This window comes from Mangrovibacillus cuniculi (genome assembly GCF_015482585.1).
Lineage (GTDB): Bacteria > Bacillota > Bacilli > Bacillales > R1DC41 > Mangrovibacillus > Mangrovibacillus cuniculi.
Genome location: NZ_CP049742.1, coordinates 907151 through 922400, shown reverse-complemented (window position 1 = coordinate 922400; position 15250 = coordinate 907151). Strand labels below are relative to the sequence as shown.

Below are 15250 nucleotides of genomic sequence, written 5' to 3'. Positions count from 1 at the left end.
GCTTTTTTCTATGCTTACTTTCTTCTACAAAATAATTATTTATCCTTCTTTTATAAAAAAAGTGAACACAGAGAAAAACAGGTGGATCCATGGATGATCCACCTGTTTTTTCGTAAAGAAGTGTCTTATAGATAATTTTAATAAGATCACGACCTTGTAAACATAACGCTTCCCCAAAAATAATGTTTAGGGATTGGAGCGGAAGGGGGCGACTCCTGCGGGAATAAGTGGTGTCTAGCGTAAGGTGCGCAACCGCTCGCCTTTCGCTTTTCGAAGCGGAAAGCGTCCCCCTGCAGTCACTTTTTGTTTTATTTAAGCATCTTTCTTAAACGTTCCTAGCATTGCTTTAACAAGGCCACCTAAAAACTTTGGTAATTTGATCGTATAAAATTTCATGAAACGGTCCCTCCTTATGATTTCCCGTGAGTATTCTTAGATGATCAACCAAGTACTGTTTACTCATCTTTGCTTCTTATCATCATTAATATGCCTTCATCAAACGATACAGAACCAAAGTCGTTGACAAGTTCATTACTAATGCAGAGAGTAGAACCACGTACGATAGGATGATTCGTTAAAGGATATTTCACTCCGGTTAAGGTTAGACCAAAAATTTCTCCGTTGATTGGAAGAAACGAAACATAAGGAAAACTATTTTTCTCCAAATTGTACGTACCAGGAGATAAAACAGTAATTATATTGGAACGATCAATTATTTCAATACTAGTTGGATGAAGAAGCACGTCATCTTTTGCTAACATGTATGCCGCTGAAAAAAAATGATCAAGTCTTCCACCTGTTGCACCAAAAATACGAATAACGTCAGGTTTCTGCTCTAGTGCCCAGTTTAACGCTAACTCCATATCCGTTTCATCTTTTTCTGGATTAAATTTAGCATACTTCTGTAAGTTATCCTCAATAAACTCCCATTCTACCTGATCTACTGAATCAAAATCACCAATTGCCATTGTAGGTTTTATGCCTTGATCTAAGAGACGTTTTACTCCTCTGTCCACACCCACCCATATTATTTCTTGTGCATCCCAATCTTGAAGAGGGGGGACCAAATGTTTTGGTCCCCCTGCTAATAAGTGAATAATCTTTTTCATCGTTTACCCTCTTCTTACGTGCTTCATAGCTACTGATTTTAAATTTTGCAATGCTTCAGCAGGGTCATCTTTTGCGAAAATTGCCGATCCTGCTACAAATACATCCGCTCCTGCATTAGCACAATCAATAATGGTTTCTTCATTAACTCCACCATCTACTTCAATTTCATATAAATAATTATTCTTTTCTCGTTGTTCTGCTAACCATTCAATTTTGGGTAGAACAGAAGGAATAAAAGCTTGCCCACCGAAGCCTGGATTAACCGTCATACATAGGATCATATCCACTTCATGAAGAACTGGCTCTAATATAGAAGCAGATGTTGCAGGATTTATCACCACCCCCGCTTTAACACCAAAAGAGCGTATAAGTTGTAACGTTCTATGTAAATGTGGGCATGCTTCCACATGCACCGTTATGATGTCGGCTCCTGCTTTGACAAAATCTTCAATATATTGATCTGGGTTTTGAATCATTAAATGCACATCGAAGGGAATGTCTGTGTAAGAACGAATACTTTTTACAATGGAAGGACCAAAAGAAATGTTTGGAACAAAATGTCCGTCCATTATATCAATATGTAAGTAATCTGCTCCTGCATCACTGACAATTTTCACATCGTGTCCTAAGTTAGCAAAGTTTGCCGCTAAGATGGAAGGTGCCATTTTCATCGCATTTAATACCTCGGCTTTCTATCTTGGATTTCTTGGATGAATTGCAAATAGTGGTCGTAACGGTAAGCAGGTATGGTTCCTTCTTCTACACCTGTTTTTACTGCACATTTCGGTTCATTTATATGTAGACAACCTCTAAATTTGCACTTTTCACTTGCTCTTTGAAATTCAGGCATACAAAAAGTGACATCATTCACTTCCATTTCCATCAATTCTAATGAACTGAAACCAGGTGTGTCTGCAACTGCTCCACCATTTACATCCATCAATTCTACATGACGTGTAGTATGCTTTCCTCGCCCTAAATGAGTTGAGATCCCAGCTGTCTTCAACTCTAGGTCTGGTCGTAAGGCATTCAATAATGAAGACTTTCCAACTCCCGACTGTCCAGCGAATACGGATAGTTTATCTTTTAAAAGTGGAAGTAAATTTTCTAGCCCTTCTGCTGTTTCAGATGATGTAATGACTACCTGATAGCCAATTTTCCTATAATCCTCGATAAAAGATTCTAATTCAGGCAATTTGGCTTTTGGAACTAGATCAATTTTTGTTAGACAAATAATTGGTTCAATGTCATGATACTCAATTAATACTAAAAAACGATCTAATAAACCGGGATTAAATTCCGGCTCTACACACGAAAAAACTAGTATTGCTTGATCTACATTGGCGATTGGTGGTCTTACTAATTCATTCTTTCGATCAAAGACTTCCATGATTGTACCTTCTTGATCTCTTTCGAACTCATAATGTACATAATCTCCAACAAGAGGAGAGATGTTTTTATTACGAAAAACACCTCTACCTCTACATTGAATTAATCTGTCTTCCATCTTTACATAGTAAAAACCACTTAACGCCTTCATAATTTGGCCTTTTGGCATAAATGCCTCCTTATGTTAATTGGATTTAGGGAACTCTATCACATCTTCTTCTATGACTTGTCCATCACGGAAGATTCTATATCCAGCGGTTTCGCCTTCTCTTACCGTAAACGTTAATATTCGTGTTTCTCCTTGAGTGATATAGAAAGAATCACTCGGAGTAACCATATTTCTATTCATATCTTGAATGTATATAATGACTTCTTGAGGCTTACCATCTTCTTCTGGTTCATAAGGAATAAATACCTCTTTTTGCACTTCTTTTGGCGGGACTTCCTTTGGACCTTTAGACAGTACAACTGATATCACAGAGCCTTTTTCCACTGCAGTTCCAGGTTTTGGATCCTGTGAAATAACCGTGCCCGCTTGCACTTCATCTGAATATTCCTCATTGGATAAGTCAATCGTTAATCCAGATGACTCTGCATAATCCCGTAGTGCTTGGTCATTAAATCCAGTTAAATTTTTCACCTCTACAGGTGCTTCCCCTTTACTAACAATAAGAGTGACAATAGTATCCTCTGGAATTACCATGTCACCAGATTCAGGTGTCTGTGATACGATCGTACCAATTGGATCATCAGAGAATTCTTCCTCTACTTCTACTTCAAATCCGGCACTCTCTAGTATTCGGTTAACTTGCTCCACACGATTACCAACATAATCTTTCATTTCAATCGCTTCTTTACCAGAACTTACAAATACGTCTATTTCTTCCCCTTCAAGCAACATAGTCCCAGCCTTAGGGTCGGTTTTTATAACTTTCCCATCTTCAATTTCATCGCTATTTTGTTCTATAACTTCACCAATTTCAAACCCCAATGCAGTTAATTCATCTAGCGCATCATTTAATTCCATATCCTCTGTTATTGGCACTTCTATTTCTTTTGGAGCAGTAATCATAGCAAAAGCGATACCAAGTCCAACCAATAATAAGAATAGCAATAAAGTAGGCACAATCCACTTTTTCTTTTTCGTTTTTACTTTCGGACGTTCTTCTTCTAGTTTACTAGAAACAGGATGAGGAATGGTCTTTTCATTTTTCGTATGAACCATCGTTTCATCCAAGTGATTATTTGCAGCTTCCTTGGTAATAACAGGGATTGCTTTTGTCGCATCATCATCCAAAGGTACGATAAAAGGCGATTCATCTAACCTAGAAGGATCTAAAGCAGTTTCTAAATCTTCTTCCATTTTTCCCGCTGTTTCATAACGAACAAAAGGATCTTTCGCCGTAGCTTTAAAGATAATATTTTCAATACTTTGAGGAATGTTTGCATTCCATCTACGAACAGATGGTGTTTCCGATTGCAAATGTTTTAAGGCAATTGATACCGCGGACTCACCAGAAAACGGAAGACGTCCTGTAATTAGCTCAAAGAACACAATCCCTAAAGAGTAAATATCTGATTTTTTTGTTGCCATACCACCTCTTGCCTGTTCAGGTGACAAGTAATGGACACTTCCTAATACAGAGTTTGTTTGCGTTATGGTGGTCGCACTTAAAGCGGTGGCAATACCAAAATCAGTTATTTTAGCAGTTCCGTGTTCGTCTATTAAAATGTTTTGAGGTTTTATATCTCGATGTATAATGTTATGTTCATGGGCATGATCAATCGCTGACACAATTTGTTGCATAATATGGACAGCTATTGTTAAGGAAAGTGGGTGATTTTGTTGTATGTATTCTTTTAATGTATACCCTTTTACATATTCCATTACAATGTAGTAAATTTCATCATCTTCTCCTACATCATAAATAGAGACAATATTTGAATGAGCCAAGCTTGTTGCTGCTTGTGCTTCTCTTTGGAATCTTTTTATAAACTCTTCTTCGTTAGAAGAATCAAAACGAAGAATCTTCACTGCAACATCTCGGTCTAAGATCATATCGTGTGCTAAATAGACGTTAGCCATTCCGCCGCCGCCGATCATTTTCTCTATACGATAGCGTCCACTGATACGCTTACCTATTATCATTTTCATCCAACTCCTCTAGCTCCTGCATTTGTTGGACGATACATAAGGTGATGTTATCTTCACCGCCATGATCATTAGCTAGTTGAATTAGTTCGCCTGCTACATTAGTTAAATCATTGGAAGATGATAATAAACTTTCTAATTCGTGTAGTGTCACTTTATTAGAAAGACCGTCAGAACACAAAAGAAGACTATCACCATCTTCAAAGGTAATGGTTTTAATATCTGGCAAAACAGTTCCCTCTGTTCCTAATGCCTTTATTAAAACATTTTTTCGCGGATGATATTCTGCTGCTTCTGGGGTAATCTCTCCAGCGCGTACTAGCTCATTCACTAATGAATGGTCCTCTGTTAACTGTTTAAAACCTGATTCATTTAATATATAGCAACGACTATCACCGATATTTGCAATGGTAGCAAATGAGTCTGTACATAGTGCGAAAACTAGTGTAGTGCCCATCCCCTCACATTCTTGGTTCTGCAAAGAGTGTTGATACACTTGCACGTTTACTTTCCTTGTATGTTCTTCCATCCATCTTTTTGCTTCATCAGGATTGTGAATTTCGGAAGTCTTCTCCCAAGATTCTTGAAGGAACTGCAAGGTCATCTGGCTAGCTACATCGCCAGCTCGATGACCTCCCATTCCATCAGCAACTATTGCTAACACTTGACCTGCTTGATTATGAAAAACCCCACCATTATCTTCGTTATACTGTCTTACTTTTCCCCTGTCAGTTCGAAAGATATATTTCAACCTAAGGTCACCTCGTCTCTTCTGGTTTCTCCTTCGCGCGAAGCTGTCCACAAGCAGCATCAATATCACTACCTTGTTCACGACGAATGGTTACATTCACTCCACGTTCCTTTAATGTATTCTCAAAAGCAAAGATATCATTTCTTGGTGTACGGACATAATCTCTTTCCGGTACGTAGTTAACTGGTATTAAGTTAACATGGCACTTCAACCCTTTAATAAGTGAAGCTAATTCTTCTGCATGTTCTACCTGATCGTTTACTCCTCCGAATAACCCGTATTCAAAACTCACTCTACGACCTGTTTTATCCACATAGTATCGGATGGCTTCCATTAATTCAGGAAGCTTATATGCCTTATTGATTGGCATTAAACGAGAGCGGATTTCATTGTTTGGAGCATGAAGCGATACCGCGAAATTAATCTGTAGTTCTTCGTCTGCAAATTTATAAATCTTTGGAATGATACCACTAGTGGAAACAGTGATATGACGAGCTCCGATATTCAGTGCGTCATCATGGTTAATAATTTTTAGGAATGACATCATTTCATCGTAGTTATCAAACGGCTCTCCAATTCCCATGATTACAACGGAACTTACGCGCTCATTAGTTTCATCTAGTGCCTGTTGTACTTTTACGACTTGAGCAACGATTTCTCCTGCTTCTAAATGTCGTTTTAATCCACCAAGTGTAGATGCACAGAACGTACAACCAATTCGACAACCAACTTGTGTTGTCACACAAACAGAATTCCCATATTCATGGCGCATTAAAACTGTCTCGATGGAATATCCATCGTGTAGCTCAAATAAGAATTTAATTGTTCCGTCTGAAGATGTTTGTTGAATTAGAGTGTTTAAAGTAGTTAAAGCAAATTTTTCTTCTAACTTTTGACGAAGAGATTGACTAAGGTTGGACATATCTTCAAAAGTAGTTACTCTTTTTTTGTATAACCAATCAAAAATTTGACCTGCACGGAAAGGCTTCTCTCCTTGCTCTTTTAACCAATCTTTTAGTTCATGTAACTCTAATGAGTAAATAGAAGGTTTTTTAACCTCTTCTGTTTTTGCAATTTTTTGTTTTGTAGTTTCCATTTTTATCCCTTCTTTCTCAAAGCTGCGATAAAGAATCCGTCACTGTCTATATCTTGTGGGAATAATTGTAACATGTTATCCTCCACAAATGGTTGTATAGCAGATGGTACTTGAGGGGTTTCTAAATCGAATTCTGGATGTTCTTTTAAAAATCTTACTATATTTTCATTATTCTCTTCTTTATCTACTGTACATGTACTAAATAGTAGGAGACCATTTGGTTTTACTAATTTACTAGCAACCGATAGTAACTCACTTTGAATAGAAGACAGACGATGAATATCTTCTTCTACTTTACTATATTTGATATCTGGCTTTCTCCTCATTACACCAAAACCAGAACACGGAGCATCTACTAGTACACGGTCATAGCTTTCTTTTTCAAACGTCTCTAAAGCTTTTCGACCATCCATTACATAAGATTTAATATTCTTCAGTTTTAGTCTTTCTGCATTCTCGTCTATTAACTTTTTCTTATGCTTGTGTAAGTCTAAAGATATAACTTGTCCATCTTTGTTTTTCTCAGCCATATGAGTTGTTTTTCCACCAGGTGCCGCACACATATCAAGTACTTTACTTCCATTCTCGATGTCTGCAACATGCGCAACAATCATCGAACTTTCATCTTGAATGGTGTAAAAACCTTCTGTAAACAATGGAGAATTTGCAGCATTTCCTTTTAGAACTCTAATTGCTTCAGGTACATAAGGACTTGCTTCTACCATAAAGCCTTCTTCTGTTAGTTTTTCTATTACTTCTTCTCTTGTGCTTACTATACTATTGATTCGAATTGTTTGATATGGTGCTTTAATGTTAACTTCTACCATTTCTTTTGTCTTGTCAAATCCGTATTGCTCTACCCAACGCTTAACTAGCCAAACTGGATGACTAGTAGATACTGCAAGGCGTTCTTCTTGGTCATTAATATCTTCTAGACTTTTAACACCTTCACGTTGCATGGAACGGAGAACACCGTTTACCATACCTGCAATTCCTTTATGGCCTCTTGCTTTTGCTATTTCAACCGCTTCATGAAAAATAGCTCTTTCTGGAATTTTGTCTAAATAGACCATCTGATACACGGAAAGTCGTAATAGATTTCTTACCCATGCATCTATTTTCTTTCCTTTTAAGAAAGGTGCAAGGAAATAGTCTAATGCATCACGTCTTTGAAGCGTTCCATATGTTAGCTCTGTTAAAAGTCCCGTATCTTTTTTCGAAACTTGATTTGTTTCAATCGCATGATGTAGTAATAAGTTACTATATGAAGCTTGTGATTCAACAGCGATGATAACATCTAATGCTGCATCTCGAACGGAACGTCTTTTATTTTTTTTACTCATTCGTTCCTCCTAATGTGGTTCCTACTAAATCTTCTTTATTACTTCCACGTAAAAAGTCTTCACCAGACATTTTCTTCTTACCAGAAGGTTGTAACTCTGTCACTTTAATGGCAATATGATTTCCGGTTGCCACTACAAAACCATCTTTCTCTACAGCTACAATTGTTCCAGGAGTGCTATTAGTTTCTAGTTTTGTTTTTTCTGTCCACCATACTTTAATTACTTTACCTTGCAACGTGGTAAATGCTACAGGCCAAGGATTTAATCCTCTAACGTGGTTATAGATTTCTTCACCTGTTTTATTCCAATCTATCTTTTCTTGTTCTCTTTTTATATTATATGCAAATGTCACATGCTCTTCTTCTTGAACCGTTCTAGTAGATGTTCCATTTATAATTGTAGGAAGTGTTTCTAATAATAACTGTGCTCCAGCTACACTTAATTTATCATGCAAGCTACCAACATGATCTCTTTCTTCTATAGGGACTTCCACTTGCGTAATGATATCACCTGCATCCAATTTTTCCACCATGTACATAATGGTAATTCCTGTTTTATCTTTTCCTTGGATAATGGAATAATGGATGGGAGCACCACCTCGTAGTTCCGGTAAAAGACTTGCGTGAACGTTTATGCAACCTAAAGAAGGAGTATCCAATAATTCCTTTGGTAAAATCTGCCCGAAAGCTGCTGTTACGACTAAATCAGGCTTCATATCCAGTACTGGCTGTAATTGCTCTTTTAATCTTATTTTCTCAGGTTGATAAACCGGAATTCCGTGTTTCTCCGCTGCAACTTTCACTGGTGGCGGTGTTAATTCTCTTTTTCTACCAACTGGTCGATCTGGCTGTGTCACTACGCCTACTACGTCATACCCGTTCTCTACTAGACCGTTTAGAACAGGAACAGAAAAATCAGGGGTTCCCATGAATACAATTCTTGTCATTATTCCATCTCTCCTAACTCTTCCTCATCTACGTATCGTGAAATTTTCGATGTAAACAATACACCATTTAAGTGGTCTATTTCATGCATAATGGCACGTGCCATAAAACCACTTGTCGTTAACTGATAGTGTCTACCTTTTCGATCTTGGGCCTGAATAGTACATAGAATAGGTCGTTGTACTTCACCGTAAACACCCGGAAAGCTTAAGCATCCTTCTACTTCCATCTCTTCTTCTTGGCTTAATTCCATAATTACTGGATTTATCATTTCAACTGTTCCATGTTCATCGTCAATGTCAACAATAGCAACTTGTATTGCTTTTCCGATTTGAGGTGCAGCTAGTCCGACACCATCTGCTTCAATCATCGTGTCATACATATCATCTAACAATTTGCGTAACGATTTATCAAACGTTAACACCTTTTCGCAAGGTTGCTCTAATACTTCTGCTGGGTGCGTAACAATGGGTAATACTGTCATTCTGGTCATCCTTTCAAAATGCCTTTTCATGTTATCTATCATGGTTAGGAATAGTTTAGTTTTTTGTTGTGTAAGACTAATCTTTCTATACAGCACAAGGAGACTCATCTAAGCTCAAGCCAATGAGTTGTTTCAGGTCACGTAACAATAAAAATAACCGTCATTATAATGGTTGACGGTCAATGGAAACTGTAAACCCTTCTTTTTCTTTCGGCTGCATTCTACGCAGAATTGTTTTTAATGTTTCGTTTAAATTCGCTTCCCGTTTGTATTTTATCAAACATTGGTACCGATATCTATTCTTGATTCTAGGAATGGAACAAGCCACCGGTCCAAGAATGATGGAATCCTTGGAGAGTTCCGTTCTTACATACATAGTAACATCTTCCGCTAAGGCAACCACTTTTAGTAAATCTTCGTGAGTCATGGTTATTGCCACTAAAAAATAATACGGTGGATATCCCCCCATTTTTCTAGTTTGCATCTCATGTAGATAGAAAGTTTCAAATTCTTGCGTCTTAGCTAGATCAATACTGTAGTGTTCAGGAGTATAGGTTTGCACTACTACCTCTCCTGGCAACTCATGTCTACCAGCACGTCCACTTACTTGCGTTAATAGCTGGAATGTCTTTTCGGCAGCTCGAAAATCTGGAATGTGCAACGTTGTATCTGCTGACAATACGCCAACTAACGTAATAGATGGAAAATCAAGCCCCTTAGCAATCATCTGCGTTCCTAATAAAATGTCTGCTTCTTTTCTTTCAAATTGTTTCAACAGTCTTTCGTGAGAGCCTTTTTTTGATGTCGTATCTACATCCATTCGAATGACACGAGCTTCCGGTATTAATTTCCCGATTTCTTCTTCCACTTTTTGTGTACCAGTACCAAAATAACGAATGTGTTCACTTTGACAACTAGGACAAATCGATGGAATAGCTTCCTCTTCGCCACAATAATGACATTTTAAAACGTTTTTAGATCTGTGATAAGTCAAAGAAACGTCGCAAGCAGTGCATTGTGCTACATATCCACAATCCCGACACATTATAAAAGAGGAGTGACCTCTTCTATTTAGAAACAAAACGATCTGTTCTTTCCTTTCTAACCTATCTTTCATCTTTTCAAATAGTTCCGTTGAAAACATAGACCTGTTACCGTTTTTCAATTCGTCTCTCATATCAACTATTGATACAGTAGGTAGAGGTCTTGCATTCACTCGTTCATTCATTGTTAATAAGTGATAGACACCTTTTTTAGCTCTTGCAAACGATTCTAGAGATGGAGTAGCTGATCCTAATACAACTGGGCACTTGTATTGTTCTGCTCTTCTCATCGCTACGTCTCTTGCATGATAACGGGGTTGATCATCTTGTTTGTAACTCGACTCATGTTCTTCATCGATGATGATTAATCCTAAGTTCGTAAACGGTGCAAAAATAGCTGATCGAGCACCTACTACGACACTCACTTCTTTTCTAGCTACTTTTCGCCATTCATCATATTTTTCTCCAATTGACAAACCACTGTGTAAAACAGCTACTCTGTCACCAAAACGTTGTTTGAATCGCTGTACTATTTGTGGAGTTAAAGAAATCTCTGGAACTAAAACAATCGCTTCTTTACCTTTTTTAATGTCTCTGCGATAGATTGTAGGTAGACTTCTGTTTTACCACTTCCTGTTACTCCGAATAACAAGAATGGAGTGAAGGTGTGATCTTCTATGGAGGTGAGGATTGGTGAAATAACTCTTTGTTGTTCTACTGTTAATGGAAGTGGATTAGATGGTTGAAAGCTTCGATCTGCATACGGGTCTCGATACACTTCTCGTTCTTCTAATGTAATCCATCTCTTTTCCTCCATTGATTGTAAAACAGAAAGACTCGTATTCTCCTTTAGTTCTTTTACAGGTACTTCCATCTCCGGTATAGCCTTTAATAGAGTCAAAATCTCTTGTTGTTTGTTGGCATTCTTGTTCACTTCGTCAAAAGCATTTATAAGAGAACTACTTGTCCAAACGGCCCATTTCTCTGTTTTCTTTCTTGCTTTTCCTTTAACCTCATATTCCACGTCTACTTGATCTTGCTTAACAAGAGTAGTTAACTCCGCGAGGATATTTTCTTCTTCAGCTTGTTTCCATGTAATCATCGCACGTCCTTGAAAAAGATAATCTACCTTCTCTGATTGCTGAATGGGAATAAACTTCTTTTCCACCTTCGTTTTCAATGCAGCAGGAAGCATAACTTGGAGTGCTGAAATGGTAAAGCAAAAGGTATCATCTTTTAACCAGCTAGCAAGTTCTAATAATTCTTCTGTTAGTACTGGGGTAGCATCCATCGGCTTAATAATATCTCTTAATTTCGTAACATCCGCTTGTTCTACGATTTCCATAACAAAACCTTGGATATTTCGAGGACCAAAAGGGACAATTACCCGCATCCCTACCTCAATCTGTCCAAGCCAATGGTCTGGAATCTTGTAATGAAACAATTTATCAGTTTGGCGATTTGGTACATCCACAACTACGCCTGCAATTTTCATAACATTAGATCTCTCCTGTGGGTTACATCTTTTTCCACTTCTGCCCATAATTTTTGAGCAACTTCTTTCTTAGATTGGAGAGGGAGCGATAATACTTCTCCATTTTTTTTCACTATGGTAACAATATTCGTATCCTTCGCAAAACCCGCTCCAGCAGCTGTAATGTCATTGGCTACAATCATATCTGCATTTTTTCTAACAAGTTTTTCTTTTGCATAACGCAACACATCTTGTGTTTCTGCAGCAAACCCAACAAGGTACTGACTTGTTTTTTGCTCACCTAATGTTAGAAGAATATCTTTTGTTCTCTCAAATTCAATCGTTAAGTTTCCATCTTGCTTTTTCACTTTATGTTGGTGTGTGATAGCAGGACGGTAATCTGAAACCGCCGCAGACTTCACCACAATATCGGACTCAGAGTATCTAGCCATTACTTCCTCAAACATGTCTTGTGCTGACGTAACATTAACCCACTCTATATTTGAAGACATAGTCTGTGGTTTTATGGCAGATATAAGTGTAACGTTTGCTCCCCTAGTTGCAGCTTCCTCGGCAATTGCTTCGCCCATTTTACCTGTAGAAGGATTGGTAATATATCTAACTGGGTCAATCATTTCTTTTGTCGCTCCAGAAGTAACAATGATTTTCATCCCTTTTAATGATGAAGGAATATCATCTTGTTCGAAATACGCTCTCACGATATCTGTAATTTTTTCTGGTTCTTCTAATCTACCTTTTCCGACATAACCGCACGCTAAATAACCTTCACTTGGTTCAATGAATTGAATGCCATCTTGAGCTAACTGCTGAATATTTCTTAAAACAGCAGGATGTTGATACATATGAACATTCATAGCAGGTGCTATCCAAACAGGTGCAGTGGTAGCAAGCAGGGTAGTGGAAAGCATATCGTCTGCTAGGCCATGTGCTAATTTGGCGATTGCATTTGCCGTTGCAGGTGCTACAATCACTAAATCAGCCCAGTCCGCCAAATCAATATGAGCAATTTTACTAGGGTCTTTTTCATCAAATGTATCCGTGTAAACCGGTTGTCTCGAAATTGCTTGGAAAGACAATGGCGTTACAAAAGATTGAGCTCCTTCCGTTAAAATAACACGGACCTGCGCACCTGCTTGTGTTAATTTACTTGTTAAAGCGATTGCTTTATAAGCAGCAATTCCACCAGTTACCCCTAACAAAATCTTTTTGCCGTTCATCACAATCCCCTTCTTCCCCAATTTTTTCTGTACTAGTAGCGTACTGCAATCTTTCTGTTTTTCCAACTCTAACGACTTGTCGAATAGGACATACATTTCTATGTAATGCTAGAGTTAGCGCGTAAGTATTATATATAGCCAAAAAGAGCTCCCCGGAATTTGATCCGGACAGCTCTATTAATGTTATTCTTCGTCTGACTCTTCTCTCTTACTGTCGACTGTTAAGTAACCTGATTCAATTTCTTCTAATGCTCTTCCAACAAATTTGTGTGATACAAAACCGTCTGTCGTTTCGTTTCCTTTTACTTGAAGGGAACGCGCACGTTTCGCTGCTACACTTACAAGTGAGTACTTTGAATCAATTTTATTTAATAGGGAATCAATTGATGGATATAACATATTATTTTTCCTCCAACATAGCGATGTATTGTTTTTCTACTCTAGTTCTACGACAATGTTCTGCTTTTACAATAGCGTTAATCTTGTCTACTGCCAAATCAATTTGATCGTTTACAACTACATAATCATACAGATTCATCATTGCAAGTTCTTTTCTTGCTTCATTCATACGATTACGTACTGAATCGTCCGTTTCCGTTCCACGCCCAACAATTCTACTTTGTAGTTCCGTTAAGTTCGGTGGAGCTAAGAAAATAAATAATCCTTCAGGAAACTTATCTCTTACTTGTCTAGCACCTTGCACTTCAATCTCTAAGAAAACATCTTTACCTTCTTCTAACGTATCTTTTACGTATTGAAGAGGTGTACCGTAGTAATTCCCAACGTATTCAGCATATTCAATGAATTGGTCTTGTTTAATTAGCTCTTCAAAATCTTCTTTTGATTTAAAGAAATAATCGACTCCGTCCACTTCGCCTTCTCTTGGGCTTCTAGTCGTCATGGAAATAGAATATTCAAAAGCCGTATTCTTTTGGCTAAAGATTTCCTTTCGAACGGTTCCCTTCCCTACACCAGAAGGTCCTGATAGAACAATCAGTAACCCTTTTCTCTTCATTAGTACTTCCTACCCTTCTTCTGTCAGTTCCGCTTTATCTTGTAATCTTGCTGCTACCGTCTCAGGTTGTACTGCTGATAAAATAACATGATCACTATCCATCGTAATAACTGCACGTGTTCGTCTTCCATATGTAGCATCTATAAGCTTCCCAGCATCTCTTGCATCTTGTATCAAACGCTTGATGGGTGCTGATTCAGGACTAACTATAGAAATGATGCGATAAGCCGCAACGATATTTCCAAAACCGATATTAATAAGTTTCATATCTTGCCTTCCTCTCGTTCCCATTAATCTAGTATTGCCAGCTGTTTTTACCATTACACAAGATTACTCGATATTCTGCGCTTGTTCACGCATTTTTTCTAAAATCGATTTTAAAGATACCACAACTTGTGCAATTTGTGCATGGTTTGCTTTCGATCCAATCGTATTTATTTCTCGATGTATTTCTTGGAGATAAAATTCTATTGTTCTTCCAACACTTCCCTCTTCTTCTAATACTGCCAAGAATCCAGTGAAATGAGATTTTAATCTCCCTATTTCTTCTGCAATATCTACCTTATCAGCTAAAACCGCTACTTCTTGTATCCAGCGTGGTTCTAGTTCTTCTGGTAACGCTAGTTGCTCTAGTTTATTCTTTAATCTTTCCTCATACCGAGAGACAATTGTTGGGGCTAGAGTTTCTACTTGATTCATCATCTCTATCATTTCAAACACATATTGCTTAAGTTCTCTTTTTAGATTCGCACCTTCACTTATTCTCATTTGTACTAAAGCGTCTATTGCTTCCTTAAAGACTTGAGTAAGGATAGGTTCTAAACTTTTATTACTTTCTAATCCTTCTTGGATGTAGTAGGTTTCGTTTACTCGTAATAAGTCATTATATGTAATCGAATCTTCTATTTTGTAGGTGGACTTCATTTGCTGAAGCAATAAGTATAATTGATCCATTGCATCTTGATCAACGACTATTCTGTTACCTTTACCAACTTCTTTGTTTATGGTAATTGTTACATCAAGTTTTCCTCTATGCAGTAATTCTTTGCCTATTTTCTTTAAGTTATCTTCGTATCGATTTAGCTCTTGAGGAATACGAAACGTCCACTCTAAAAAACGGTGATTAACTGCTCTAACTTCCACTGTGACAGAGTGATGATCACCAAAATAGTGAGAACGACCAAATCCAGTCATACTCTTCATGATCTTCC

General features: G+C 37.7%; 15 protein-coding genes and 1 pseudogene. All 16 read right to left on the bottom strand.

The window, feature by feature from the left end; all coding sequences use genetic code 11:
- Positions 1-312: 312 nt before the first annotated feature.
- Positions 313-396, bottom strand: a complete 84-nt coding sequence (spoVM, locus tag G8O30_RS04680; protein ID WP_239674489.1) for a stage V sporulation protein SpoVM — start codon at positions 394-396, stop codon at positions 313-315.
- Between the two features lie 59 nt (positions 397-455).
- Positions 456-1109: a thiamine diphosphokinase gene (locus G8O30_RS04675; protein WP_239673828.1), complete on the bottom strand. Its 654-nt coding sequence runs from the start codon at positions 1107-1109 to the stop codon at positions 456-458.
- Positions 1110-1112: 3 nt separating this feature from the next.
- Complete coding sequence (rpe, locus tag G8O30_RS04670; protein WP_239673827.1) at positions 1113-1781, bottom strand: ribulose-phosphate 3-epimerase; 669 nt, start codon at positions 1779-1781, stop codon at positions 1113-1115.
- A 5-nt stretch (positions 1782-1786) separates the two neighbouring features.
- The gene (gene rsgA, locus G8O30_RS04665) at positions 1787-2668 is read right to left on the bottom strand and encodes a ribosome small subunit-dependent GTPase A (RefSeq protein ID WP_239673826.1); all 882 of its coding nucleotides are present in this window, start codon (positions 2666-2668) and stop codon (positions 1787-1789) included.
- A gap of 15 nt (positions 2669-2683) precedes the next feature.
- A complete protein-coding gene (gene pknB / locus G8O30_RS04660) occupies positions 2684-4648 on the bottom strand; it encodes a Stk1 family PASTA domain-containing Ser/Thr kinase (RefSeq protein ID WP_239673825.1) in 1965 nt (654 codons plus the stop codon).
- Positions 4635-5402 (bottom strand): Stp1/IreP family PP2C-type Ser/Thr phosphatase, encoded by a 768-nt coding sequence (locus G8O30_RS04655; protein WP_239673824.1) that lies wholly within the window; start codon positions 5400-5402, stop codon positions 4635-4637. The genes pknB and G8O30_RS04655 overlap by 14 nt, the downstream gene beginning before the upstream one ends.
- A gap of 7 nt (positions 5403-5409) precedes the next feature.
- Entirely contained in the window at positions 5410-6498 is a 1089-nt protein-coding gene (gene rlmN, locus G8O30_RS04650; RefSeq protein WP_239673823.1) for a dual-specificity RNA methyltransferase RlmN, read from the bottom strand.
- A 2-nt stretch (positions 6499-6500) separates the two neighbouring features.
- On the bottom strand, positions 6501-7841 hold the full coding sequence (gene rsmB / locus G8O30_RS04645; protein ID WP_239673822.1) for a 16S rRNA (cytosine(967)-C(5))-methyltransferase RsmB: 1341 nt from the start codon (positions 7839-7841) through the stop codon (positions 6501-6503).
- Positions 7834-8787, bottom strand: coding sequence for a methionyl-tRNA formyltransferase (fmt, locus tag G8O30_RS04640; RefSeq protein WP_239673821.1), 954 nt, complete (start codon positions 8785-8787; stop codon positions 7834-7836). The genes rsmB and fmt overlap by 8 nt, the downstream gene beginning before the upstream one ends.
- Complete coding sequence (gene def / locus G8O30_RS04635) at positions 8787-9269, bottom strand: peptide deformylase (protein WP_239673820.1); 483 nt, start codon at positions 9267-9269, stop codon at positions 8787-8789. Before def ends, fmt begins: the two co-directional genes overlap by 1 nt.
- Before the next feature lie 163 nt (positions 9270-9432).
- A pseudogene (priA, locus tag G8O30_RS04630) lies at positions 9433-11807 on the bottom strand (primosomal protein N').
- On the bottom strand, positions 11804-13027 hold the full coding sequence (gene coaBC, locus G8O30_RS04625; protein ID WP_420844594.1) for a bifunctional phosphopantothenoylcysteine decarboxylase/phosphopantothenate--cysteine ligase CoaBC: 1224 nt from the start codon (positions 13025-13027) through the stop codon (positions 11804-11806). The pseudogene priA and the gene coaBC overlap by 4 nt, the downstream one beginning before the upstream one ends.
- 180 nt (positions 13028-13207) lie before the next feature.
- Entirely contained in the window at positions 13208-13423 is a 216-nt protein-coding gene (gene rpoZ, locus G8O30_RS04620) for a DNA-directed RNA polymerase subunit omega (RefSeq protein ID WP_239673818.1), read from the bottom strand.
- Between the two features lies 1 nt (position 13424).
- Complete coding sequence (gmk, locus tag G8O30_RS04615) at positions 13425-14039, bottom strand: guanylate kinase (protein WP_239673817.1); 615 nt, start codon at positions 14037-14039, stop codon at positions 13425-13427.
- A 9-nt stretch (positions 14040-14048) separates the two neighbouring features.
- Entirely contained in the window at positions 14049-14306 is a 258-nt protein-coding gene (remA, locus tag G8O30_RS04610) for an extracellular matrix/biofilm regulator RemA (RefSeq protein WP_239673816.1), read from the bottom strand.
- Between the two features lie 63 nt (positions 14307-14369).
- Entirely contained in the window at positions 14370-15242 is an 873-nt protein-coding gene (locus G8O30_RS04605) for a YicC/YloC family endoribonuclease (RefSeq protein ID WP_239673815.1), read from the bottom strand.
- Positions 15243-15250 lie beyond the last annotated feature (8 nt).

Excerpts from the sequence above, each read along its gene's own strand:
- remA (WP_239673816.1), bottom strand. The coding sequence starts at position 14,306 with ATGAAACTTATTAATATCGGTTTTGGAAATATCGTTGCGGCTTATCGC.
- def (WP_239673820.1), bottom strand. The coding sequence starts at position 9,269 with ATGACAGTATTACCCATTGTTACGCACCCAGCAGAAGTATTAGAGCAA.
- fmt (WP_239673821.1), bottom strand. The coding sequence starts at position 8,787 with ATGACAAGAATTGTATTCATGGGAACCCCTGATTTTTCTGTTCCTGTT.
- rlmN (WP_239673823.1), bottom strand. The coding sequence starts at position 6,498 with ATGGAAACTACAAAACAAAAAATTGCAAAAACAGAAGAGGTTAAAAAA.
- rsmB (WP_239673822.1), bottom strand. The coding sequence starts at position 7,841 with ATGAGTAAAAAAAATAAAAGACGTTCCGTTCGAGATGCAGCATTAGAT.
- G8O30_RS04605 (WP_239673815.1), bottom strand. The coding sequence starts at position 15,242 with ATGAAGAGTATGACTGGATTTGGTCGTTCTCACTATTTTGGTGATCAT.
- rpe (WP_239673827.1), bottom strand. The coding sequence starts at position 1,781 with ATGAAAATGGCACCTTCCATCTTAGCGGCAAACTTTGCTAACTTAGGA.
- rsgA (WP_239673826.1), bottom strand. The coding sequence starts at position 2,668 with ATGCCAAAAGGCCAAATTATGAAGGCGTTAAGTGGTTTTTACTATGTA.
- spoVM (WP_239674489.1), bottom strand. The coding sequence starts at position 396 with ATGAAATTTTATACGATCAAATTACCAAAGTTTTTAGGTGGCCTTGTT.
- gmk (WP_239673817.1), bottom strand. The coding sequence starts at position 14,039 with ATGAAGAGAAAAGGGTTACTGATTGTTCTATCAGGACCTTCTGGTGTA.
- pknB (WP_239673825.1), bottom strand. The coding sequence starts at position 4,648 with ATGATAATAGGTAAGCGTATCAGTGGACGCTATCGTATAGAGAAAATG.
- rpoZ (WP_239673818.1), bottom strand. The coding sequence starts at position 13,423 with ATGTTATATCCATCAATTGATTCCCTATTAAATAAAATTGATTCAAAG.
- G8O30_RS04675 (WP_239673828.1), bottom strand. The coding sequence starts at position 1,109 with ATGAAAAAGATTATTCACTTATTAGCAGGGGGACCAAAACATTTGGTC.